The organism is Atlantibacter sp. (genome assembly GCF_032062175.1).
GTDB lineage: Bacteria > Pseudomonadota > Gammaproteobacteria > Enterobacterales > Enterobacteriaceae > Atlantibacter.
On sequence record NZ_DAMBQK010000004.1, the window covers coordinates 225479 to 248457 of the forward strand.

Here is a 22979-nt window from a genome sequence, read left to right on the forward strand (position 1 = left end):
ATTTATAATTGAAAACGTGTTTTAGAGGGGCTAGTATAATCCCACAAATGAAAACGAAACGATGTTTTGCAGTAGTACGAAATAGCGTTTTGAGGCTTTGACGGTAAAGACGAATAGCGAAAGGTGTCAACCGGCCGTAGGCAGTTCAGGTGTTATCACACTGTGACTGATCCGCGACCAATCGCGTCAGGTAAACCGTTGTGAATTATGCATCTGTCTGTGACAGGCTGGAACACTAAGGAAACCACCATGATTTTGGATTCATTCTCTCTCGAAGGTAAAGTTGCGATTGTGACTGGCTGCGATACCGGCTTAGGTCAGGGTATGGCGCTGGGTCTAGCGCAGGCAGGCTGCGACATCGTTGGCATCAACATCGTTGAACCGACTGAAACGATCGAAGGCGTTACCGCGCTGGGCCGTCGTTTTCTGAGCCTGACCGCCGATCTGCGTAAAATCGACGCAATCCCTGAACTGCTTGAGCGTGCGGTTGCGGAATTCGGCCATGTCGACATTCTGGTTAATAACGCGGGTCTGATCCGTCGCGAAGATGCGATCAACTTCAGCGAAACCGACTGGGATGACGTAATGAATCTGAACATCAAATCCGTGTTCTTTATGTCTCAGGCAGTCGCTAAACAGTTTATTGCCCAGGATAAAGGCGGCAAAATCATCAACATCGCTTCTATGCTTTCCTTCCAGGGCGGTATCCGCGTCCCGTCTTACACCGCGTCAAAAAGCGGCGTAATGGGCATCACCCGCCTGATGGCTAACGAGTGGGCGAAGCACAACATCAACGTTAACGCTATCGCACCGGGCTACATGGCGACCAACAACACCCAGCAGCTGCGCGCCGACGAACAGCGTAGCGCTGAAATCCTCGATCGTATCCCGGCGGGCCGTTGGGGTCTGCCGAGCGATCTGCAAGGGCCGATCGTATTCCTGGCATCCAGCGCATCTGATTACATCAACGGCTACACCGTTGCAGTAGACGGCGGCTGGCTGGCGCGTTAATCCGCGCTATACCGCATAGAAAAGCCCGTCAGTGGAAACATTGACGGGCTTTTTGTTATATGCGCGATAAAATAGCGCCGGGTTTCCCCGGCAGATTGTTGCTTACTTAAGAAAATCTTCACGCATCGGCGTAAAGGTATCCAGCAGTGTGCCCGCTTTGATACAGACGCAGCCGTGCATAATGTGTGGCTCTTTATACAGCGTATCGCCTGCCGTGACGCGACGCGTTTCATCACCGATAGTGAATTCGAATTCACCAGACAGTACATAGGTCAGTTGTTCGTGCGGATGATTGTGCATCGCGCCTACCGCGCCTTCCTGAAAATTCACTTCCACTGCCATCATCTTGCCGTTATGGGCCAGGATCCGGCGGGTTACGCCGCCGCCTAAATCTTGCAGTTTGGTTTCGTTATGGGGAATAAACATCTGTTTGCCTCTAATTAGTGAAACAACGTTTCAAATATTCTACATCAGGCGTTCATTTAAATATAAGTCGTGGCTGTGAACTGCGCCGTCGATCACAAATGTTTATCGCTTCCCGCCATCAAACGGTTTTGTTATACCTTGAAGATTACGGAGGTGAAAAATGAAAACCCTGGGTCTGATTGGCGGTATGAGCTGGGAATCGACGATTCCTTATTACCGTTTTATTAATGAAGGTGTAAAAGCCCGGTTAGGCGGTCTACATTCCGCAAAGCTGGTGCTGCATAGCGTTGATTTTCACGACATCGAAGCGTGCCAGTCTAATGGTGACTGGAATAAAGCCGGTGAGATGTTGGCAGATGCCGCCTGCGGCCTGCAAAAGGCAGGCGCCGATGCCATTGTGCTTTGTACTAACACCATGCATAAAGTGGCCGGGCATATTGAGGAGGCCTGTTCACTGCCGTTCCTGCATATCGCCGACGCCACCGGCCGCGCCATTACGCAAAGTGGAATGGATAAAGTCGCGTTGCTGGGCACCCGCTACACCATGGAGCAGGATTTTTATCGCGGCAGGTTAACCGAGACATTCGCCATCGCCACGCTGATCCCGGATGAAGCTGAACGCGAACGCATCAACCAAATCATTTTCCAGGAGTTGTGCCTCGGCGTGTTTAGCGAAGCGTCCCGCCACTATTATCAACAGGTCATCTCCCGGCTGGCGGAGCAGGGCGCGCAAGGTGTGATTTTTGGTTGTACCGAAATTGGCCTGCTGCTTAACCAGCAAAATTGCCCGCTGCCGCTGTTTGATACCGCTGCGCTGCATGCCGAAGATGCGGTGAACTTCATGCTTAGCGCGGAATAAGCAACGCCTCAAGCGGGGTAGTGTAAAGATCCTGGTTGCGCTGGAGGTGTTCGCAAAAAGCATCGACCAGCGCCGAGGCCGGGCGATGTACCGGGCGAATCAGGCTCACGGTAAACGGCACGTCAATGCTAAAGCGGCGCACCACTACGCCGCTTGCCGCATAATCCAGCGCGGTCAGCGGATTAACCACCGAGATCCCCGCACCGGCGCGCACCATTGCACAGACCGACGCCGCGCTGTGCGTCTCCATCACCATGCGGCGTTTCACGTCATGCTCGCTAAACAGCGCATCCAGCAACTGGCGATAACTGTCGGTGCGGGACAGGCTAATATAATTCTCACCGCTAAAATCTTGTGGAGTCAGTAACGCTTTTTGCGCGAGGGGATGGCCCTTCGGCAACACGCACACTTCATTCAGCGTTAATAATGGAATGCGCTCCGTTCCGGCAGGCGTAGTGAGGGTTTCGGTCAGGCCGAGATCGTGACGCTGGGCGGAGAGCCACTCTTCCAGCAGCGGCGATTCCTGCGGCACGATATTCAGGCTGACGTCGGGATAACGCGCCAGAAACGGCTGCACCAGCAGCGGCAAAAACGACTGGGAAAATACCGGCAGACAGACGATCGATAATTCGCCCTGGCGAAACTGCCGCAGGCTTTCCGCCGCGCTGACGATGCGATCGAGGCCGTACCACGAGCGTTGCACCTCCTCAAACAGCCGCAGCCCCTGAACCGTGGGATGCAGCCGCCCCCGGCTACGGGTAAACAGCTCCAGGCCCATCAACTTTTCGAGCCGCGCCAGTTCGCGGCTCACCGTAGGCTGCGAAGTATGCAGCAGGGCGGCGGCTTCGGTGACGTTCCCCGCAGTCATTACCGCGTGGAAAATTTCAATATGGCGCAATGTTATGGCAGGCATCGGGTATATCCTTAACTATCACAACGCGTTATCCATATCATCTTTGCATAGACTCTGTAGAAATCGATATTTTTTCTTCATTAACGGCTGTGGCGTAATAAGCGAAACGAATTCAGGAGCCCGCTATGCCACGTTCATTGCACCAACACGATACCGACCTCAACGCCGAGAATTTACTGCGCCTGCCTGCCGAATTCGGTTGCCCGGTATGGATTTACGACGCGGCAATTATTCGTCATCAAATCGCTCAACTTCAGGCATTTGACGTGGTGCGTTTCGCCCAGAAAGCCTGCTCGAACATTCATATTTTACGGTTGATGCGCGAGCAGGGCGTGAAGGTGGATTCCGTATCCCTGGGCGAAATCGAGCGTGCGCTGGCGGCGGGTTACGATCCTAAACAGCATCCGGACGACATTGTATTCACTGCCGATGTGATCGACGCCGCGACGCTTGAGCGGGTGCGTGAATTACAGATCCCCGTTAACGCCGGGTCAGTAGATATGTTGGATCAACTGGGTAGCGTGTCGCCAGGCCATCGGGTGTGGCTGCGCGTCAATCCAGGGTTTGGTCACGGTCATAGCCAGAAAACCAACACCGGCGGTGAAAACAGCAAGCATGGCATCTGGTACAGCGATCTGCCGCAGGCGCTGGACGTGATGCAGCGCCACGGCCTGAAACTGGTCGGCATTCATATGCATATCGGTTCCGGCGTGGATTACGGCCACCTTGAACAGGTGTGCGGCGCGATGGTGCGCCAGGTGGTGGAATTTGGACAGGATCTGGAGGCGATTTCCGCGGGCGGCGGGCTGTCTATCCCGTATCGCGAAGGCGAAGAAACCATTGATACTGCGCACTATTTTGGTTTATGGAATGCAGCCCGCGAGCAAATCGCCCGCCATCTGGGCCATGCGGTCAAACTGGAAATCGAGCCTGGGCGTTTCCTGGTCGCGGAAGCCGGTGTGCTGGTGGCGCAGGTAAGAAGCGTAAAAAACATGGGATCACGCCATTTTGTACTGGTGGATGCCGGATTTAATGATTTAATGCGACCGGCGATGTACGGCAGCTATCACCACATTACTGCGCTGGCCGCCGATGGCCGCGATCTCACTCATGCGCCAGGTGTAGAAACCGTGGTTGCCGGGCCGCTGTGCGAATCAGGCGATGTCTTTACCCAGCAGGAGGGCGGCAAAGTAGAAACCCGCGCGCTGCCTGCGGTCTCGACCGGTGATTATCTGGTATTCCATGATACCGGGGCGTATGGCGCGTCGATGTCATCCAACTACAACAGCCGCCCGCTGCTGCCGGAAGTCTTATTCGATAACGGCGCGGCAAAATTGATCCGCCGTCGCCAGACCATCGAAGAACTGCTGGCGCTGGAAATGCTTTAAGCCAGCCAATAATAAACAGAGGAAAGGGCGTGCAAATCGTTCCGCTTTATCAGTATCCACAGTATGCCGACCGGGTGACCGACTGGCTGTGGCAGGCGTTTGGCCCGGAACAACCGCGCGCCTTTTTCGCCGATATCATTCATCACAGCCAGACGCCAGGCGCACTGCCGTTGACTTTTATTGCCCTCGACGGCGATAAACTGCTGGGAACCGTTGGACTGTGGCGCTGCGATCTGATCAGCCGCCAGGATCTCACACCGTGGCTGGCGGCGCTGTATATCGATGAAGCGGCGCGTGGAAAAGGATTAGGCGGGATTATGCAGGAGCACGTGATGGGCGCGGCGCGTCAGGCTGGGTTTGATGCGCTGTATCTCTATTCCGCCTGCCGTGATTATTATGAACGGTTTGGCTGGGGCTACATTGGCGATGGCCTGGAGTACCCGGATAAAACCGTTCATCTGTATCATAAAGCGCTTTAACTTTCTGCCAAAGCCGCTACCGAATGACGGCGCACCAGGGTCGGGCTGAACAGGTGCGTCACTTCTGAAGGCGGGCGGTTTTGCGCTAACGCCAGCGCCAGCTCCGCCGCCTGGGTCGCCATGGTAACGATCGGATAGCGCACCGTGGTCAGGCGCGGGCGCACATAGCGCGAAATCAGCACATCATCAAAACCAATCAGCGAAATCTCTTTCGGCACGTCGATGCCGTTATCATTCAGCACGCCCATCGCGCCTGCCGCCATCGAGTCGTTGTAGCACGCCACCGCAGTAAACTGCTTCCCGCGACCCAGTAATTCGGTCATAGCCTGCTCTCCGCCGCTTTCATCCGGCTCGGCAAACGTCACAAGACGGTCGTTACAAGGTAAACCGTGCTCTTTCAGGGCATCGTAATAGCCTTGCAGGCGATCTTCGGCATCGGAAATCGCATGGGTCGAGCAGATATAACCGATTCGGCTATGGCCCTGCTGGATCAGATGGCGCGTTGCCAGCCACGCGCCGTAACGATCGTCCAGCGCCACGCAGCGTTTCTCGAAGCCAGGCACGATCCGGTTGATCAGCACCATGCCGGGGATCTGTTTCATTAACAGGATCAGGTCGTTGTCGGGGATCATCTTGGCATGTACCACTAACGACGCGCAGCGATGGCGGATCAACTGTTCTATGGCCTGGCGCTCTTTCTGTTCGTTGTGGTAGCCGTTGCCGATCAGCAGGAAATTGCCGGTATGGTAGGCCACTTGTTCCACTGCTTTGACCATCGCCCCGAAAAAGGGATCGGAAACATCGCCCACCACCAGCCCGATGGTTTCCGTGTTTTGCTGGGCCAGCGCCCGTGCATTGGCATTGGGGTGATAGTTAAGCTGTTCCATCGCACTTTGCACCGCCGCCCGCGAGGCGTCGCTGGCTTTCGGTGATGCATTGATAACTCGTGAGACCGTGGCGACAGAAACTCCTGCAAGCCGCGCTACATCCTTAATTGTCGCCATAGATGACTTTTCCTGGAGGGTAAGCGTTTACACAACATTAAGTCTTACGGAAAACAGGCTCACATACAAGGCCACGGCATAGGGCGGTGTCGCAAATCGGCTGAAAAAAATGCGATGGCTGAGAAGGCGTTACATCGGGTAACTGCCCTCCATTTGTAACCGAAACGGCGATAATAATGTCTGTTAAAACCTTTAGTTACACTTTGCCGTAGGCTGTTGCGATTGGCCGCTGGCGGGCCAAATTACGCTCTTGATACAGTGGTTATCCCAGAGGTATTGATAGGTGGAGTTAGCAACATTTTTGCTGCTCACTTGAATTACACCAACCTGCGCGGATGCGCAGGTTTTTTTTTGCCTCAGCCGACCTGTTACACCCCGCGAGCTTTTACACACCTGGTTTCACTTCAACAATCTCCCTTGCGTATTTCTCATGGCGCGTCGGCGTACCAGGCTCCAGAATTAAAAAACCCAGAGGTATTGATTGGTGAGAATTCTGTTCCAACGCTTGCACCAACCTGCGCAGATGCGCAGGTTTTTTTTATCCCTTCTATAATTACGCAACCTGAGTTATCTCGTGTAATCTGCCCACAATGTTCTATGTTTCATTGTTCACAGCAAAGGGAGTTGAGATGCTTTTCGGTTTTTTTCGTGCGTTATGTCGCATTCTATTCCGGGTCAGGCTTCATGGAGATACGCGTTCGCTTAGCGCGCCTCGCGTCCTGATCACCCCCAATCATGTGTCGTTTATCGATGGCATCCTGCTGGCGCTGTTTCTGCCCGGTCGCCCGGTATTCGCGGTTTACACCTCCATTAGCCAGCAGTGGTACATGCGCTGGTTAAAATCGCTGATTGATTTCGTTCCGCTGGATCCGACCAAACCGATGTCGGTGAAATACCTGGTACGCCTGATTGAGCAGGGAAGACCGGTGGTGATTTTCCCGGAAGGCCGCCTGACGGTCACTGGCTCGCTGATGAAAATCTACGAGGGCGCGGGATTCGTCGCGGCAAAATCCCAGGCGACGGTTATCCCGATTCGTATCGAAGGCGCGGAGTTAACCTTTTTCAGCCGCCTGAAGGGCCTGGTCAAACAACGCCTGTTCCCCACCATCAATATTCATATTCTGCCGCCTACCACGCTGGAGATGCCGCAGGCGCCGCGTGCGCGCGAACGCCGTAAAATCGCCGGTGAAATGCTGCATCAAATCATGATGGAAGCGCGTATGGCGGTACGCCCGCGTGAAACATTGTATGAAGCTTTTCTGGCAGCGAAAAATCGTTATGGCGCAGGCAAAAACTGCATTGAAGATATCAATTTCAAACCTGACAGCTATCGAGGCCTGTTGACCAAAACGCTGTTTGTAGCGCGCATCCTGGAAAAATATAGCGCGCCGCGTGAAACCATCGGCTTGATGCTGCCGAACGCTTCCATTAGCGCGGCGGTGATCCTCGGCGCAACGGTGCGCGGGCGTATTCCGGCGATGATGAACTACACCGCCGGCGTTAAAGGATTGAGCAGCGCCATCACTGCCGCGCAAATCAAAACCGTGTTTACCTCGCGTCAGTTCCTCGATAAAGGCAAGCTGTGGCATTTGCCGGAACAGCTAACCCAGGTGCGATGGGTGTTCCTCGAAGACCTTAAAGGCGAGGTTACCGGCGCGGACAAGCTGTGGATTTTTTCCCGGGTGTTAATGCCGCATCTGGCGCAGGTAAAGCAGGAACCGGAAGACGCTGCGATGGTGCTGTTTACCTCTGGTTCCGAGGGTAACCCGAAAGGCGTGGTACACAGCCATAAAAGCCTGCTGGCGAACGTCGAGCAGATTCGTACCATTGCCGACTTCACCGCGAAAGATCGCTTTATGTCGGCGCTACCGCTGTTTCACTCCTTCGGTCTGACCGTCGGGCTGTTTACGCCACTGTTTACCGGCGCGGAAGTGTTTCTCTATCCGAGCCCGCTGCATTACCGCATCGTTCCCGAACTGGTTTACGACCGTAACTGCACGGTGCTGTTCGGCACGTCAACTTTCCTCGGTAACTATGCCCGTTTCGCCAATCCGTATGATTTCTTCCGGCTGCGCTATGTGGTCGCGGGTGCGGAGAAACTTCAGGAAAGCACCCGGCAAATCTGGCAGGACAAATTCGGGCTGCGTATTCTCGAAGGCTATGGCGTGACGGAGTGCGCCCCTGTGGTGTCGATAAACGTGCCGATGGCGGCGAAGCCCCATACTGTAGGGCGCATTTTACCGGGTATGGACGCGCGTCTGCTTGAGGTCCCGGGCATCGAACAGGGTGGGCGGTTGCAACTAAAAGGGCCGAACATCATGAAAGGCTATCTGCGGGTTGAAAACCCCGGCGTGCTGGAAGCGCCCGCTGCGGAAAACGCCCAGGGCGAGCTGGAGCCGGGTTGGTATGACACCGGAGACATCGTCGCGTTTGACGAGCAAGGGTTCTGCCAGATTCAGGGCCGCGCCAAACGCTTTGCTAAGATCGCCGGGGAGATGGTCTCGCTGGAAATGGTGGAGCAGATGGCCATTGGCGTCTCGCCAGAAAAACTTCACGCAACCGTGGTAAAACAGGATGCGACCAAAGGCGAAGCGCTGGTGCTGTTTACCACCGACGGCGACTTAACCCGCGACGCGTTGCAGCAATACGCCCGCGCGCACGGCGTACCGGAACTGGCAGTGCCGCGCGATATCCGCGTCCTGAAACAGTTGCCGGTGTTGGGCAGCGGCAAACCTGATTTCGTCACCCTTAAAGGCATGGTTGAACAGGAACAACAAAATGCATGATATTGCCGACACATCGTTGCGCTCGCGTGGAATGATGGCGGTCATTGCCGCGCAATTCCTGTCCGCTTTTGCTGATAACGCCTTGCTGTTTGCTACCCTGGCGGTACTGAAAGCCCAGTTTTACCCGGACTGGAGCCAGCCGGTTCTGCAAATGGTGTTTGTTGCGGCGTATATCCTGTTTGCCCCGTTTGTCGGCCAGTTTGCCGACAGCTTCGCTAAGGGCCGGGTGATGATGGTGGCGAACAGCATGAAACTGGTTGGCGCGTTGGTTATCGCCACCGGTTTTAACCCTTTTGTCGGCTATACCCTGGTGGGCGTCGGCGCGGCCGCCTATTCGCCTGCGAAATACGGCATTCTTGGAGAAATCACTACCGGGGATAAACTGGTCAAAGCCAACGGGCTAATGGAGTCATCCACCATTGCGGCGATCCTGATAGGATCGGTAGCGGGCGGTGTGCTGGCGGACTGGCATATCGGCGCGGCGCTCGGCGTTTGCGCGCTGTTTTATGCGGGCGCGGTGGTGGCGAACCTGTATATCCCTAAACTGGCGGCGGCGCGGCCTGGGCAATCCTGGAATCTTGTGACTATGGTGCGGCAGTTCTTTGCCGCCTGCCGGGTGCTGTGGAACAACGGCGAAACCCGTTTTACCCTGGTGGGTACCAGCCTGTTCTGGGGGGCTGGCGTTACGCTGCGCTTTTTGCTGGTGCTGTGGGTGCCGGTGGCGCTGGGGATCGCCGATAACGCCACGCCTACCTATCTCAACGCGATGGTCGCTATCGGTATCGTGGTGGGGGCTGGCGCAGCGGCGAAACTGGTTACTCTGGAAACGGTATCGCGCTGTATGCCTGCCGGGATTTTGATCGGCGTGGCGGTGGTTGCGTTCGCGGTTCAGCAAACGCCGCTCCCGGCGTATCTGCTGTTGATGCTGCTGGGGATATTTGGCGGTTTCTTCGTGGTGCCGCTCAACGCCTTGCTTCAGGATCGCGGCAAACGTTCCGTCGGCGCTGGCAACGCGATTGCGGTGCAAAACCTGGGCGAGAACAGCGCCATGCTGTTGATGCTCGGCCTCTACTCGCTGGCCGTGAAAGTGGGTATGCCGGTGGTCGGTATCGGTATTGGCTTTGGCGTGTTGTTCGCGTTGGCAATCGCCGGGCTTTGGCTCTGGCAGCGGCGGCAGAAATCCTAAAACAAGGGGCGGATATCCGCCCCTTAATTTTTACGGCGAAGGGTAGGTATAGCGCTGATGAACCGCTTCCAGTTCAGCCAGCACGGTCTCATCCAGCGTTACGTTCAGGCTCTCAACGTTGGCTTTCAGCTGGCTCAGTGTGGTTGCGCCCAGCAGGGTACTGGCGACGAAACGCTGTTGGCGCACAAAAGCCAGCGCCATCTGCGCCGGGTCAAGATCGTGGCGTTTTGCGATTTCAACATAAGCCGCCACGGCGTTCTGGGCCTGCTCACTGCTGTAACGGGTGAATCGGCTAAACAGCGTGTTGCGCGCGCCGGCGGGCCTGGCACCATTGAGATATTTGCCCGTCAGGGTGCCGAACCCCAGGCACGAGTATGCCAGCAGTTCAATGCCTTCATACTGGCTCACCTCCGCCAGGCCCACTTCAAAGCTGCGGTTCAGCAGGCTGTAGGGGTTCTGAATAGTGACGATACGCGGCAGATCGTGTTTTTCCGCCAGGTGCAGATAGCGCATCACGCCCCAGGGCGTTTCGTTTGAGACGCCGATATAGCGGATTTTTCCGGCGCGCTGGAATTCAGTTAACGCTTCGAGCGTTTCCAGAATGGTGATTACCGGCGCGCTGTCACTCCAGCTATAGCCCAGCTTGCCAAAGCAGTTAGTGGCGCGCTGCGGCCAGTGAACCTGGTATAAATCGATATAATCGGTCTGAAGGCGTTTCAGGCTGGCATCCAGCGCGTTGCGGATATTTTTACGGTCCAGCGCCTGATCGGGGCGGATGCCCGCATCGCCCGCACGCGGCGGCCCGCTGACTTTGGTGGCAAGAACCAGCTTGTCGCGCATGCCGCGCTTGCTCAGCCAGTTGCCGACGTAGGTTTCTGTCAGGCCCTGTGTTTCCGGGCGTGGAGGCACCGGATACATCTCTGCCACATCGATTAAATTGATGCCCTGGCTGACGGCATAGTCGAGCTGTTCCCAGGCGTCGGCTTCACTATTTTGTTCACCAAACGTCATGGTTCCCAGCCCCAGCGTGCTGACTTCCAGGGAGCTGTGTGGAATACGGTGATATTGCATAGCCGCTTACCTTTTATTGTGGTTATGGGGGATATAAACATGGCAGAGGGGAAACAAAAGGGGAAGAGTGTGCGGTAAAAAAACGAAGGCCAGTGCTAACTGACCTTTTTAACTTCAACGTTCAATAATTTGAGAAACTTCATTACGGTTAATCTGCATCTCATTGCCCTGGATATCGCGATAGCTAACCAGCCCGGTATCGTTATCCACCTGCGGCTTACCTTCCGTCAGGATCATCCGGCCATCTTTGGTCGCCATGACGTAATCGCTGCTACACCCTGATACGGCGAATGCCAAACCGACAGCAGAAATTGCTACAGCCCATTTCTTCATTGTTATGCGCCTCGTATTAATTGGTGTGATGTCCCCTTAGTAATAGCGAGAAAAAGTGGAGGAAAACAGCAGGTAAGTCTTAAAAAATGCAACCAAAGTTGATGCCTGGTAACAGATGTACATAAGCAGGTAGGATGGCGTGGCGCAAAAAACCTGTTCTGGCGGGCGCATTACAGCAAAAAATGGCGCGCGAGCAGCGCAGCGGTGAAATTTTTCTTCAGATAAAAACCGCGCGGCAGCGTCAGAATCGATTCGCCATTAACGCCAATTGCCTCAGTCAGTGCTTTGCTGTTCGCCGCCTTCGGACGAAGCTGCAACACTTCACCCTGTCGCGCAGTAATGCGCTCCACCTGGCCCAGCACAATCAAATCCATTAATTCTTCCCAGTCGAGGCGGAGTTGCTCTTCTTCCTCCGGCGAAGGACTCCACAACAGCGGAGAGCCGACGCGCCGCTCTGCCAGCGGCAGGCTGCGTTCCCCTTCTACCGGGACCCACAGTACGCGTTTCAGCTTATGGCGCACGTGGCTGGTTTCCCATACTACCCCGCTGTTGCCGGTCAACGGCGCTACGCAGACGAAGGTGGTTTCCAGCGGACGGCCATAGCGATCGATGGGAATCGTTTTCAGTTCGACCCCCATCGCCGCGAAGTCCTGCTCGGGTTTACTGCCCGCCGTTGCGCCAAGCCAGCGTTCCAGCAACACACCGATCCAACCTTTATCGCGACGTAAATCCTTAGGAACAGGAATACCCGCTAACGCCGCCAGTTCGCCCAGGGTATATCCCGCCAGCGATTGCGCCTGGGCCAATAACTGGCTTTCATTGTCCGGTGGGCCTGACAAAGGGCGAAGCGGAGCCATCATAAAGTTTCCTTTGGTTAAAAAACGTACTGCAACGGGGCGGCTTATACACAGCGAATAAAACTTTCAGCGCAGCGATATTAACCCAATGATTTTAAAGATGATATAAGCTCCTGGCTTGCCTGAAAATTGCTGCGCAAACCGGGTTTTCCAAATTAGGTCACTGACAATGAACAGGATCTTACACCATGTTATCCACAGAAAAATGGGATAACTGGTAAAACTACTGAATACTGGTTCGATTTACAGCCTTGACGTGCGAGCAATATCGACTTTTTGAACAATTAACGCTTAAGTTAGGGGCACAAACTGTGGATAAAAACGACGTTGTTCGATCTTTAGACATAACAAGGATCAACCATGTGACGCAGATCACGCAATAAGTGATATCCACCTTTTATTTCACTTTAACTCAATGATATTTGTAAAAATAACTGACAAGGTGCCAACAGGGGATAAAAGGTTATTCGGAGTTTTCCCTGGGAAATCACATACTTCTTCACAGCGATATCCACAGAAAAAGTGAATAAAATTCCCTGAATTAGGTGCTGCCTGTTTATAACCTCGACTTTTTTTGTGAGTTATTCAGTTGTTATACCTTTGTGGCTTGTCAGGATAGTGGTTTACCGTTTTTCAGTAGTGTGAAACAATCGATGATATTTTGTTTTTTATCGAGGTAGTCCGGTGATCGATGATGATGGCTACCGCCCAAATGTTGGTATCGTAATTTGTAATCGTCAGGGTCAGGTCATGTGGGCGAGGCGCTTTGGCCAACACTCCTGGCAATTTCCGCAGGGGGGCATTAACCCCGGCGAATCGGCAGAGCAGGCCATGTACCGTGAACTTTTCGAAGAGGTCGGATTACAGCGAAAAGACGTCAGGATCCTCGCTACAACCCGAAACTGGTTGCGTTATAAATTACCGAAACGTTTGGTGCGTTGGGACACAAAGCCGGTTTGTATCGGCCAGAAGCAAAAATGGTTTCTCCTGCAATTGATAAGCAACGATTCCGATATCAATATGCAGACCAGCAGTACGCCTGAGTTTGATGGGTGGCGCTGGGTTAGTTATTGGTATCCGGTGCGTCAGGTAGTCTCCTTTAAGCGCGATGTGTATCGTCGAGTCATGAAAGAGTTTGCCAGCGTAGTTATGGCATTGCAGGAAGCAGCGCCAGTGCGTCATCACGCGCCTACCTATCGACGAAAAAGAGGTTAAGCCACACGCCTATGCTGACCCAGTTGCGAGAAATAGTTGAAAAGGTAGCCAGCGCGCCGCGATTGAATGAAGCGCTGAATATCCTGGTGAATGACGTTTGCCTGGCGATGGACACCGAAGTGTGTTCCGTCTACCTGGCGGATAACGATCGTCGCTGCTACTACCTGATGGCAACTCGGGGGCTTAAGAAGCCGCGTGGCCGCACGGTCACGCTGGCTTTTGATGAGGGCATCGTCGGCCTTGTCGGGCGGCTTGCCGAGCCGATTAACCTTGCCGACGCGCAAAAACATCCCAGCTTTAAATACGTTCCTGCCGTAAAGGAAGAGCGCTTTCGCGCGTTTCTCGGCGTACCGATTATTCAGCGTCGCCAGTTGCTTGGCGTACTGGTGGTTCAACAGCGTGAGCTACGCCAGTATGACGAGAGCGAGGAATCATTCCTGGTTACGCTCGCCACCCAAATGGCGGCTATTCTTTCCCAGACTCAATTAACCGCGCTGTTTGGCCAGTATCGCCAGACTCGAATCCGTGCGCTTGCCGCCGCTCCCGGCGTTGCCGTAGCGCCAGGCTGGATGGATTCCACCGTTCCCTTAATTGAGCAAGTTTCTGAAGCCTCTACGCTGGATCCAGGCCAGGAGCGCGAACGCCTGACTTTCGCGCTTGAAGAAGCCTCGGGCGAATTCCGGCGTTACAGCAAACGCTTTGCCGCCAGTGCGCAAAAAGAGACGGCGGCAATTTTCGATCTCTACTCGCATTTGCTTTCCGATCCACGATTGCGTCGTGAACTGTTTGAGGAAGTCACCAAAGGCTCGGTGGCGGAGTGGGCAGTTAAAAAAGTCATTGAAAAATTTGCCGAGCAGTTTGCCGCGTTAAGCGATAACTACCTGAAAGAGCGCGCGGGGGACCTACGTGCGCTGGGGCAGCGGCTGCTGTTTCACCTCGACGATACCATCCAGGGGCCGAACACCTGGCCGGAACGCTTTATTCTGGTGGCGGATGAACTCTCCGCCGCTACGCTTGCGGAACTTCCCCAGGATCGTTTAGCGGGCGTGGTGGTGCGCGACGGCGCGGCGAACTCCCATGCCGCCATTATGGTACGCGCGCTGGGCATCCCTACCGTGATGGGTGCAGATATCCAGCCTGCCGTACTGCATGCCCGTATGCTGGTGGTGGATGGCTATCGCGGCGAGCTATTAGTCGATCCTGAACCGGTGTTGTTGCAGGAATACCAGCGGCTGGTCAGCGAAGAGAATGAACTCAGCCGCCTGGCGGAAGACGACGTTGACCAACCCGCCGCCCTGAAAAGCGGTGAGCGCGTCAAGGTGATGCTGAACGCCGGATTAAGCCCGGAGCACGAAGAAAAACTGGGTAGCCGTATCGATGGCATCGGGCTTTATCGCACCGAAATTCCCTTTATGCTGCAAAGCGGCTTCCCTTCCGAGGAAGAGCAGGTCGCGCAGTATCAGGGCATGTTGCAAATGTTCAACGACAAGCCGGTCACGCTGCGTACGCTGGATATCGGCGCAGATAAACAACTGCCTTATATGCCCATTAGTGAAGAGAACCCCTGCCTGGGCTGGCGCGGTATCCGTATTACCCTCGACCAGCCGGAAATCTTCCTGGTGCAGGTGAGGGCGATGCTGCGCGCCAATGCCGCCACCGGGAATCTCAATATCCTGTTGCCGATGGTCACCAGCATTGATGAAGTGGATGAAGCGCGCCGCCTGATTGAGCGCGCAGGCCGCGAAGTGGAAGAAATGTTGGGCTATACCATTCCCCGTCCGCGCCTTGGCGTAATGGTGGAAGTGCCGTCCATGGTCTTTATGCTGCCGCATTTAACCAACCGCATCGATTTTATTTCCGTCGGCACTAACGACCTGACGCAATACCTGCTGGCGGTGGATCGCAACAACACCCGTGTCGCTAACCTCTACGACAGCCTGCACCCCGCCATGCTGCGGGCGCTGAGCATGATTGCTACCGAAGCGCAGCGTTATTGCATCGATCTCTGCCTGTGCGGTGAAATGGCAGGCGATCCGATGTGCGTGGCGCTGCTGGTCGGCTTAGGCTTCCGCCATCTTTCTATGAACGGCCGCTCGGTGGCGCGGGTAAAATACCTGCTGCGCCATATTACTCAGGAAGAGGCGCAAACCCTCGCCAAACGCAGCCTTGATGCACAGCTGGCGACGGAAGTGCGCCATCAGGTTGCGGCATTTATGGAGCGCCGGGGCATGGGCGGCCTGATACGCGGTGGGTTGTAATACCGCTTCTTACATATCTTTTACATCAACCCAACGGCAAGCCGCCCGGCGTTTATGCTATGCTTCGCTGCTTTGGGAGCGCCCCTTACCGGGTGCATCATTGAGCCCGCATCCTGAATTTAGCGGCATTAACAACGAGTTATGATGACTATGAACAGTGGCTATCTGCATTTTCCCGATATCGATCCGGTAATCTTTTCCGTAGGGCCGCTCTCCCTCCACTGGTACGGCATGATGTACCTGGTAGGATTTGTGTTTGCCATGTGGCTGGCTATTCGCCGGGCTAACCGTCCCGGTAGCGGCTGGACCAAAAACGAAGTCGAAAACCTGTTATACGCGGGTTTTCTTGGGGTGTTCCTCGGCGGCCGTATCGGCTATGTGCTGTTCTACAATATGCCGCTGTTTCTCGATAACCCACTGTATTTGTTTAAAGTCTGGGATGGCGGAATGTCCTTCCACGGCGGACTTATCGGTGTTATCTGCGTAATGATTTGGTTTGCGCGCCGCACCAAACGCACATTCTTCCAGGTGGCCGATTTTATTGCACCGCTGATCCCGTTTGGCCTGGGTGCAGGCCGTTTAGGCAACTTTATCAACGGTGAACTGTGGGGCCGCGTCGATCCGAGCTTCCCGTACGCCATGCTGTTCCCTGGCTCACGCGGCGAAGATGTTGCGCTGCTCGCCACCCACCCGGAATGGCAGTCTCTTTTCAATACCTACGGCGTTCTGCCGCGTCACCCTTCTCAGCTTTATGAAATGGTGCTGGAAGGTATCGTGCTGTTTATCATCCTTAATGTGTTTATTCGCAAACCGCGTCCGATGGGGGCTGTCTCCGGCCTGTTCCTTATCGGCTATGGCGCGTTTCGTATTATCGTCGAATTTTTCCGTCAGCCAGATGCGCAGTTCACCGGCGCCTGGGTGCAGTACATCAGTATGGGCCAGATCCTTTCCATCCCGATGATCGTCGCCGGCATTGCGATGATGGTTTGGGCATATCGCCGCCGCCCGCAGCAACAGGTATCGTAACGAACCATGAAACAATATCTTGAATTGATGAAAAAAGTCCTCGATGAGGGCGCTCAAAAAAACGATCGCACCGGAACGGGCACGCTGTCCATTTTCGGGCACCAGATGCGTTTTAACCTCCAGGAAGGATTCCCGCTGGTGACAACCAAGCGTTGCCATCTGCGCTCCATCATTCATGAACTGCTGTGGTTCTTAAAAGGCGATACCAACGTTGCGTATCTGCATGAGCATAACGTCTCCATTTGGGATGAATGGGCTGATGAGAACGGTAACCTGGGCCCGGTATACGGCAAGCAGTGGCGCGCCTGGCCTACGCCGGATGGCCGTCATATTGACCAAATCACCACGGTAATGAACCAGCTGAAAAACGACCCGGATTCACGGCGCATTATTGTCTCCGCCTGGAACGTCGGGGAACTGGATAAAATGGCGCTGGCGCCTTGTCACGCGTTCTTCCAGTTCTATGTGGCGGAGGGTAAGCTTTCTTGCCAGCTTTATCAGCGTTCATGCGATGTGTTCCTCGGTTTGCCGTTTAATATCGCCAGCTATGCCTTGCTGGTGCATATGGTCGCGCAGCAGTGCGATCTGGAAGTGGGCGATTTCGTCTGGACCGGTGGCGACACGCACCTGTACAGCAACCACCTCGAACAAACGCATCTGCAATTAACGCGTGAACCGCGCGCGCTGCCCAAACTGGTGATCAAACGTAAGCCTGATTCGCTGTTTGATTACCGGTTCGAGGATTTCGAAATCGAAGGTTACGATCCGCATCCTGGCATCAAAGCGCCCGTCGCGATTTAACCGCACTCTGTCATAACCGACGCGTAATGCGTCGGTTTTTTTTGCCTTAAAAATCATCTCTGCGCGACAGCTTCCCGATTCTCTGCAACGCACTGCAACGTGGTCTAAATCCTTTCGGTATTTCTCGTAATGACGCTTTTTGGCGCTCATCGGTGCGCATTTTTTATGGCACTGTGGCGCCATGAAAATACGCACTCATGGATTTACGCTGATGGAAATGATGGTGGTGATGGTTATCGTCACTGCGCTGGCTGGCGCGGGCATTTACAGCTGGCGCGACTGGAAGCAGCAGCAACAGTTGCGTGAGGCTGCGCTTCAGGTGAGGGATTTCCTTACTCGCCTGCGGGAAGATGCTAACTGGCATAACCGTGACCATCTGTTATGGATCGGTAACGGGGAGCGGGGCTGGTGCATGGGCAGCAAGACAGAGGATCAGGCAACCTGTGAGCCGCACTCGCAATGGCATATTGCTACGCCATTTTCCGACGTCCAGGTGACGGAAATCACACCGGGTTTAGGTTTTTTCGGCCTGCGCAATACTGCCTGGCCAAGGCATATCCGGCTACGTAACGACAGCGGCGAATGGAAAATCATCGTATCCGCCTGGGGCCGTATCCGCGCCTGCAATATCACAAGGGGAGCGGCATGTTAGCCCCGCGCGGTTTTTCGCTGATTGAGGTGTTAATGGCGATGTCGTTAAGCAGCATACTGATGATAGGGACGATGCGTTTGTTACCGTCACTTCAGCGCGCGGTACTGCAACAGTCCCGGTTAAATTTGATGCGCGAAGATTTATGGCAGCTGGCGTTTAGCATCGGTAAGCAGGCGCAGCGGGCAGGATATTGTCACGGCGAATGCACCGGTAAAGGAATGGAAATACGTGACGACGGCCATTGTTTGATTGTGCAATGGGACGCTAATCACAATGGGAAATGGGACGGCGCGACAACCTCTGAGCCTGAGCAGACTGGCTATCGTTTGCGGGATAAAAGCCTCGAAATCCAGCGCGGTGCGACGCAGTGCGCCGGAAAAGGCTGGGAACGTTTGACGGACCCCGGGCAGTTTAAGATTGATAATTTTGCCGTGGCGCAAATCGCCAGAGCAGGGCGAAACCCGTTAATCACAATTTCAATTTCAGCGGCAATGACGCAGGACCCGACCCGCAGCCTGAACGTGGTCCAGCAGATCGTCGGGTATAACCAGTGAACCGGCAGAAGGGGTTTTCGTCCATCGGCATGGTGATGATGCTTTTGATATTAGGCAGCGTGTTATTGCACGGCCTCGACCAGCATTTACGCGCCCAGACGCCCTTGTTGATCAATGAACGCGATGCCATTCACGCATTTAACGCGGCGATTTCTGCCCAGGCGTGGGGAACGACGGTAAACTGGCAGCCAGGCAGCAAATGGCAATGCCAGACGATGCCAGCTTCAGGCTGGCGGGCGTGTCTTAAAGCAGGATTAAAAAGCGATGTGCTATTGGCAGCCCAGGGGGTAAACGATAACCAGCCGATCACTTTGTGGCGCTGGGGCAAGCAGGGCGCAACCATCACTTTTTCTGCAAATGGATGGATCGATAGTTGTCCATTAAGTGAGGCAACCCTATGCCAGCTTCCCTGACAATACGCAAAGATACAGGATTTAGCCTGACGGAAGTGCTGGTAGCGCTGGTGCTCTTTGGCGTGGTGATCTCATCTTTAATGGGATACCACCGGGGTTTATCGCTAAGTTTCCAGTCGTTATGGCAATATCGGGAACTGTGGCGAATCGCCGCCCAGCAGGTTGAACTTCAGGCTTTGCCGCCACCACCCGGCTGGACGGTTACGCGGGGGCAGACATCCCTTGCTGGATGTGTCAGCATTTCGGTTATTGTTACCAGCCCCGCGGGCAGGCGAGGTGAATTATCCCGTTTGCAATGCCCGTAAATTATTTGATGAGGAGTTTACATGTTGCGGGTTTACCACTCGAATCGTCTGGATGTGCTTGAGGAGCTCATGGAGTATCTGATTGAGCAGCAGCCTCAGCCCGATCCTTTCGAGCCGGAAGTGGTGCTGGTGCAAAGTACCGGGATGGCGCAGTGGCTGCAAATGACCCTGGCGAAAAAGTTTGGCATTGCGGCCAATATCGAATTCCCGCTGCCTGCCAGCTTTATCTGGGACATGTTTGTACGGGTACTCAAAGATATCCCCCAGGAGAGCGCGTTCAGTAAGCAGAGCATGAGCTGGAAACTGATGACGCTGCTGCCGGAAATGCTGGATCGCCCTGAATTCGCCATGCTTCGTCATTATCTTGACGATGATGCAGACAAACGGAAATGCTTTCAGCTGGCTACACGTGTTGCCGATCTTTACGATCAATATCTGGTTTATCGGCCTAACTGGCTTGCCCGTTGGGAAGCAGATGAACGCGTGGAGGGGATCGGCGAATCGCAACAATGGCAGGCGCCGCTCTGGAAAGCGCTGGTTGAATTAACTCACCAGCTAAATCAGCCACAGTGGCATCGCGCCAATCTTTATCAGCGTTTTATTGCCGCGCTGGAAACCGCGACGGAGCGCCCTGCGGGTTTACCGGAGCGAGTCTTTATTTGCGGGATTTCCGCCTTGCCGCCGGTTTATCTGGAGGCGTTGCAGGCGCTGGGTAAGCACATCGATATCCACCTGCTGTTTACCAACCCCTGCCGCTACTACTGGGGCGACATTAAAGACGCCAGCTACCTGGCGAAGCTGCTGAGCCGCCAGCGCCAGAGAACCCGCAGCGACGAAAATACACCGCTGTTTCAGGACAGCGCGCTGGCATCTTCACTCTTCAATGCCAACGGCGAGCAGGATACCGCCAACCCGCTGCTGGCCTCATGGGGCAAACTGGGCCGCGACTACCTGTTCCTGCTTTCTGGGCTGGAGCGCTTCCAGGAGCTGGATGCTTTTGTGGATGTGACGCCGGATAACCTGCTGCATCGCATCCAGTATGACCTGCTGGAGCTGGAAAACCATGCTGTGGCAGGCGTCACGCTGGAAACCTATGAGAGTAGCGAAAGCAAAAGAGTGCTCGATCCTGATGATCAAAGCCTGACGATCCACGTTTGTCACAGCCCCCAGCGTGAAGTGGAAATCCTGCACGATCGTCTGCTGAAAATGCTGGAACAGGATCCCGATCTTACGCCGCGGGATATCATCGTTATGGTGGCGGATATCGACAGCTACAGCCCGTTTATTCAGGCGGTATTTGGCGCGGCGCGCGATAATCGTCGGATACCTTACGCTATTTCCGACCGCCGGGCGCGCCAGGCGCACCCGGCGTTACAGGCATTTATTTCACTGCTCTCCTTACCTGATAGCCGCTTTACCGCTGAAGACGTACTGGCACTGTTAGAAGTCCCCGCGCTGGCAGCGCGTTTTTCCATCGATGAGCAAGGGCTCCGTTATCTGCGCCAGTGGGTCACCGAAGCCGGGATCCGCTGGGGGATGGATGATGACAACGTACGTGAATTTGATCTTCCGGCAACCGGTCAACACACCTGGCATTTTGGCCTGACGCGTATGCTATTGGGCTATGCCATGGAGAGCCGCGTCGGCGAATGGCAGTCGATCCTACCTTATGACGAATCGAGCGGGTTGATTGCCGAGCTGGCGGGGAATCTGGCGGACCTGCTAATGCAGCTTAATATTTGGCGCGCAGGGTTGAGCCAGGACAGGCCGCTGGTGGAATGGCTGCCGGTGTGCCGTGACCTGCTGCAAAGCCTGTTCGAGCCGGATAGTGAAACGGAAGCGGCGTTGACGCTTATTGAGCAGCAGTGGCAAGCCATGATCGAACAGGGTGTTGCTTCTCATTATGGTGAAGAGGTGCCCCTGAGCCTGTTGCGCGATGAGATCTCGTTGCGCCTTGATCAGGAGCGCATTAGCCAGCGCTTCTTAGCCGGGCCAGTGAATTTCTGTACGCTCATGCCGATGCGTTCAATCCCGTTCAAAATTGTTTGCCTGTTAGGGATGAACGATGGGGTATACCCGCGCACGCTGTCGCCGCTGGGGTTCGATTTGATGAGCGATAAACCGCTTAAGGGTGACCGAAGCCGACGCGATGATGACCGCTATCTGTTTCTGGAAGCGTTGATTTCCGCGCAGCATCAACTTTACATCAGCTACATTGGCCGTTCGGTGCAGGACAACGCGGAGCGTTACCCCTCGGTACTGGTGGAAGAACTGGTGGATTACGTGGCGCAAAGCCATTATTTACCCGGTGATGCATCGCTGAACTGCGATGAGAGCGCCCGGCGCGTTAAGCAACACATTACGCGCCTGCACCCGCGCACTCCCTTCGAGCCGGAAAATTTCCGCGTCGGGGATGAGCGCCAAAGCTATGCCCGTGAATGGCTGCCTGCCGCCTGTGGAGAAGGGCAGGCGCAACCCTCGTTTATCCACCCGCTACCACCATTTGAAACCACGGAGATTACCCTGGAGCAACTGGCGCGTTTCTGGCGTCATCCGGTGCGAGCGTTTTTCCAGATGAGGTTACGCGTTAATTTCCACGCCGAAGAGGTGGAGCTAATGGACACCGAGCCGTTTACCCTCGATAGCCTGGATAAATTTTATCTTAATCAGGAACTGCTCACGGCGCTGGTGGAACAGCAGGACCCGGAGCCGCTATTCCGCCGTTATAAAGCCGCCGGTTCGTTGCCGTATGGCCCCTTCGGTGAACTGTTCTGGGAAGAGCAGCTAGCGGAAATGCAAACTATGGCCGACGAGATCATCGCCCTGCGCTGCGAGAGTGAAAACATGGAGGTCGACCTTCATCTCGACGGGCATCGTCTTACCGGCTGGTTGCCGCAGGTACAAGGAGACGGCCTGTTGCGCTGGCGGCCTTCGGTATTGCGGGTTGAGCATGGCATGCAACTTTGGCTGGAGCATCTTGTCTACTGTGCCTGTGGGCGAGAGGGCAGCAGCCGGTTATACGGACGCAAATCCACACGCTGGCATTTCCCGCCCATAGTGGCAGAGCAGGCGAAAGCTTATTTGCTGATGTTAATCGAAGGCTATAAAACGGGCTTAACCGAACCGTTGATCGTCCTGCCGCAGTCCGGCGGCGAATGGTTAAAAGCCTGTTATGACAAAGAGACTGACACCATTTTATGGGATGACGAGACTCAGCAAAAAGCGCGCAACAAACTGATCCAGGCCTGGACCGGTAGTTACAATATTGAGGGTGAAGGGGCGGATATGTGGTATCAACGCTTGTGGCGCACGCTCGAACCTGAGTACTACGAGGCCATTATCGAGCAGGCGCAACGTTACTTACTGCCCTTATTTCGTTTCAACCAAACAGAATGACTGTATAAAAATTGCACAGTCGAAAGTGTTCATTTACTATGCGCAT

At 54.8% G+C, this 22979-nt stretch carries 21 protein-coding genes and 1 pseudogene; 15 read left to right on the top strand and 7 right to left on the bottom strand.

Translation table 11 applies throughout. The features are described from left to right. The first annotated feature begins 249 nt into the window (after positions 1 to 249). Positions 250 to 1011, top strand: coding sequence for a 2-dehydro-3-deoxy-D-gluconate 5-dehydrogenase KduD (gene kduD, locus RT120_RS06425; RefSeq protein WP_312980867.1), 762 nt, complete (start codon positions 250 to 252; stop codon positions 1009 to 1011). 102 nt (positions 1012 to 1113) lie between these two features. Here kduD and RT120_RS06430 read toward each other — a convergent pair whose 3' ends face one another. Beyond that, positions 1114 to 1437, bottom strand: a complete 324-nt coding sequence (locus RT120_RS06430; RefSeq protein ID WP_312980869.1) for a cupin domain-containing protein — start codon at positions 1435 to 1437, stop codon at positions 1114 to 1116. 160 nt (positions 1438 to 1597) lie between these two features. On the opposite strand from RT120_RS06430, the gene RT120_RS06435 reads away from it, so the two are divergent. After that, complete coding sequence (locus RT120_RS06435; RefSeq protein ID WP_312980872.1) at positions 1598 to 2296, top strand: aspartate/glutamate racemase; 699 nt, start codon at positions 1598 to 1600, stop codon at positions 2294 to 2296. Here RT120_RS06435 and RT120_RS06440 read toward each other — a convergent pair. Beyond that, complete coding sequence (locus tag RT120_RS06440) at positions 2283 to 3209, bottom strand: LysR family transcriptional regulator (RefSeq protein ID WP_312980874.1); 927 nt, start codon at positions 3207 to 3209, stop codon at positions 2283 to 2285. The two genes, RT120_RS06435 and RT120_RS06440, sit on opposite strands and share 14 nt — an antisense overlap. Positions 3210 to 3334: 125 nt before the next feature. On the opposite strand from RT120_RS06440, the gene lysA reads away from it, so the two are divergent. After that, a complete protein-coding gene (gene lysA / locus RT120_RS06445; RefSeq protein ID WP_312980876.1) occupies positions 3335 to 4597 on the top strand; it encodes a diaminopimelate decarboxylase in 1263 nt (420 codons plus the stop codon). A 29-nt stretch (positions 4598 to 4626) separates the two neighbouring features. After that, a complete protein-coding gene (locus tag RT120_RS06450) occupies positions 4627 to 5076 on the top strand; it encodes a GNAT family N-acetyltransferase (RefSeq protein ID WP_312980879.1) in 450 nt (149 codons plus the stop codon). On the opposite strand, the gene galR is transcribed toward RT120_RS06450, so the two are convergent. Continuing rightward, on the bottom strand, positions 5073 to 6080 hold the full coding sequence (galR, locus tag RT120_RS06455; protein ID WP_312980881.1) for an HTH-type transcriptional regulator GalR: 1008 nt from the start codon (positions 6078 to 6080) through the stop codon (positions 5073 to 5075). The genes RT120_RS06450 and galR overlap by 4 nt on opposite strands. 629 nt (positions 6081 to 6709) lie before the next feature. Here galR and aas point away from each other — a divergent pair. Both aas and lplT read left to right on the top strand, forming a co-directional pair. Continuing rightward, positions 6710 to 8866, top strand: coding sequence for a bifunctional acyl-ACP--phospholipid O-acyltransferase/long-chain-fatty-acid--ACP ligase (gene aas, locus RT120_RS06460; RefSeq protein WP_312980883.1), 2157 nt, complete (start codon positions 6710 to 6712; stop codon positions 8864 to 8866). Then, on the top strand, positions 8859 to 10052 hold the full coding sequence (gene lplT / locus RT120_RS06465) for a lysophospholipid transporter LplT (RefSeq protein WP_312980886.1): 1194 nt from the start codon (positions 8859 to 8861) through the stop codon (positions 10050 to 10052). Before aas ends, lplT begins: the two co-directional genes overlap by 8 nt. A 30-nt stretch (positions 10053 to 10082) precedes the next feature. Here the strand turns inward: lplT and RT120_RS06470 are convergent, their stop codons facing one another. The 4 genes and pseudogenes from RT120_RS06470 to RT120_RS06485 all read right to left on the bottom strand — a co-directional run. After that, positions 10083 to 11123, bottom strand: a complete 1041-nt coding sequence (locus RT120_RS06470) for an NADP(H)-dependent aldo-keto reductase (protein ID WP_312980888.1) — start codon at positions 11121 to 11123, stop codon at positions 10083 to 10085. A 114-nt stretch (positions 11124 to 11237) separates the two neighbouring features. Then, positions 11238 to 11456 (bottom strand): YgdI/YgdR family lipoprotein, encoded by a 219-nt coding sequence (locus RT120_RS06475; RefSeq protein WP_183170103.1) that lies wholly within the window; start codon positions 11454 to 11456, stop codon positions 11238 to 11240. A 170-nt stretch (positions 11457 to 11626) separates the two neighbouring features. After that, complete coding sequence (gene mutH / locus RT120_RS06480) at positions 11627 to 12313, bottom strand: DNA mismatch repair endonuclease MutH (protein ID WP_312980940.1); 687 nt, start codon at positions 12311 to 12313, stop codon at positions 11627 to 11629. A gap of 141 nt (positions 12314 to 12454) precedes the next feature. Continuing rightward, positions 12455 to 12556 (bottom strand): annotated as a pseudogene (locus RT120_RS06485) (hypothetical protein); the annotation flags it as partial. A gap of 441 nt (positions 12557 to 12997) precedes the next feature. Here RT120_RS06485 and rppH point away from each other — a divergent pair. The 9 genes from rppH to recC all read left to right on the top strand — a co-directional run bounded on the left by rppH (position 12998) and on the right by recC (position 22933). Further along, on the top strand, positions 12998 to 13528 hold the full coding sequence (gene rppH / locus RT120_RS06490) for an RNA pyrophosphohydrolase (RefSeq protein ID WP_312980891.1): 531 nt from the start codon (positions 12998 to 13000) through the stop codon (positions 13526 to 13528). 11 nt (positions 13529 to 13539) lie between these two features. Further along, positions 13540 to 15786 carry a phosphoenolpyruvate--protein phosphotransferase gene (gene ptsP, locus RT120_RS06495; protein WP_312980894.1) on the top strand — a complete coding sequence of 749 codons (2247 nt, stop codon included), beginning with the start codon at positions 13540 to 13542 and terminating at the stop codon, positions 15784 to 15786. A 150-nt stretch (positions 15787 to 15936) separates the two neighbouring features. Then, complete coding sequence (lgt, locus tag RT120_RS06500) at positions 15937 to 16812, top strand: prolipoprotein diacylglyceryl transferase (RefSeq protein WP_312980942.1); 876 nt, start codon at positions 15937 to 15939, stop codon at positions 16810 to 16812. Positions 16813 to 16818: 6 nt separating this feature from the next. Further along, positions 16819 to 17613 carry a thymidylate synthase gene (thyA, locus tag RT120_RS06505; protein WP_312980897.1) on the top strand — a complete coding sequence of 265 codons (795 nt, stop codon included), beginning with the start codon at positions 16819 to 16821 and terminating at the stop codon, positions 17611 to 17613. Positions 17614 to 17794: 181 nt separating this feature from the next. After that, complete coding sequence (locus RT120_RS06510; protein WP_312980900.1) at positions 17795 to 18265, top strand: prepilin peptidase-dependent protein; 471 nt, start codon at positions 17795 to 17797, stop codon at positions 18263 to 18265. Then, entirely contained in the window at positions 18259 to 18819 is a 561-nt protein-coding gene (locus tag RT120_RS06515) for a prepilin peptidase-dependent protein (RefSeq protein ID WP_312980901.1), read from the top strand. The genes RT120_RS06510 and RT120_RS06515 overlap by 7 nt, the downstream gene beginning before the upstream one ends. Beyond that, positions 18816 to 19232 carry a DUF2509 family protein gene (locus RT120_RS06520; RefSeq protein ID WP_312980903.1) on the top strand — a complete coding sequence of 139 codons (417 nt, stop codon included), beginning with the start codon at positions 18816 to 18818 and terminating at the stop codon, positions 19230 to 19232. Before RT120_RS06515 ends, RT120_RS06520 begins: the two co-directional genes overlap by 4 nt. Then, positions 19217 to 19537 (top strand): prepilin-type N-terminal cleavage/methylation domain-containing protein, encoded by a 321-nt coding sequence (locus RT120_RS06525; protein ID WP_312980906.1) that lies wholly within the window; start codon positions 19217 to 19219, stop codon positions 19535 to 19537. The genes RT120_RS06520 and RT120_RS06525 overlap by 16 nt, the downstream gene beginning before the upstream one ends. A gap of 21 nt (positions 19538 to 19558) precedes the next feature. Next, a complete protein-coding gene (gene recC / locus RT120_RS06530) occupies positions 19559 to 22933 on the top strand; it encodes an exodeoxyribonuclease V subunit gamma (RefSeq protein ID WP_312980908.1) in 3375 nt (1124 codons plus the stop codon). Positions 22934 to 22979 lie beyond the last annotated feature (46 nt).

Excerpts from the sequence above, each read along its gene's own strand:
- RT120_RS06440 (WP_312980874.1), bottom strand. The coding sequence starts at position 3,209 with ATGCCTGCCATAACATTGCGCCATATTGAAATTTTCCACGCGGTAATG.
- RT120_RS06475 (WP_183170103.1), bottom strand. The coding sequence starts at position 11,456 with ATGAAGAAATGGGCTGTAGCAATTTCTGCTGTCGGTTTGGCATTCGCC.
- ptsP (WP_312980894.1), top strand. The coding sequence starts at position 13,540 with ATGCTGACCCAGTTGCGAGAAATAGTTGAAAAGGTAGCCAGCGCGCCG.
- aas (WP_312980883.1), top strand. The coding sequence starts at position 6,710 with ATGCTTTTCGGTTTTTTTCGTGCGTTATGTCGCATTCTATTCCGGGTC.
- RT120_RS06515 (WP_312980901.1), top strand. The coding sequence starts at position 18,259 with ATGTTAGCCCCGCGCGGTTTTTCGCTGATTGAGGTGTTAATGGCGATG.
- lplT (WP_312980886.1), top strand. The coding sequence starts at position 8,859 with ATGCATGATATTGCCGACACATCGTTGCGCTCGCGTGGAATGATGGCG.
- RT120_RS06510 (WP_312980900.1), top strand. The coding sequence starts at position 17,795 with ATGAAAATACGCACTCATGGATTTACGCTGATGGAAATGATGGTGGTG.
- thyA (WP_312980897.1), top strand. The coding sequence starts at position 16,819 with ATGAAACAATATCTTGAATTGATGAAAAAAGTCCTCGATGAGGGCGCT.
- RT120_RS06430 (WP_312980869.1), bottom strand. The coding sequence starts at position 1,437 with ATGTTTATTCCCCATAACGAAACCAAACTGCAAGATTTAGGCGGCGGC.
- lysA (WP_312980876.1), top strand. The coding sequence starts at position 3,335 with ATGCCACGTTCATTGCACCAACACGATACCGACCTCAACGCCGAGAAT.
- mutH (WP_312980940.1), bottom strand. The coding sequence starts at position 12,313 with ATGGCTCCGCTTCGCCCTTTGTCAGGCCCACCGGACAATGAAAGCCAG.
- kduD (WP_312980867.1), top strand. The coding sequence starts at position 250 with ATGATTTTGGATTCATTCTCTCTCGAAGGTAAAGTTGCGATTGTGACT.
- RT120_RS06470 (WP_312980888.1), bottom strand. The coding sequence starts at position 11,123 with ATGCAATATCACCGTATTCCACACAGCTCCCTGGAAGTCAGCACGCTG.
- RT120_RS06435 (WP_312980872.1), top strand. The coding sequence starts at position 1,598 with ATGAAAACCCTGGGTCTGATTGGCGGTATGAGCTGGGAATCGACGATT.
- lgt (WP_312980942.1), top strand. The coding sequence starts at position 15,937 with ATGAACAGTGGCTATCTGCATTTTCCCGATATCGATCCGGTAATCTTT.
- RT120_RS06525 (WP_312980906.1), top strand. The coding sequence starts at position 19,217 with ATGCCAGCTTCCCTGACAATACGCAAAGATACAGGATTTAGCCTGACG.
- galR (WP_312980881.1), bottom strand. The coding sequence starts at position 6,080 with ATGGCGACAATTAAGGATGTAGCGCGGCTTGCAGGAGTTTCTGTCGCC.
- recC (WP_312980908.1), top strand. The coding sequence starts at position 19,559 with ATGTTGCGGGTTTACCACTCGAATCGTCTGGATGTGCTTGAGGAGCTC.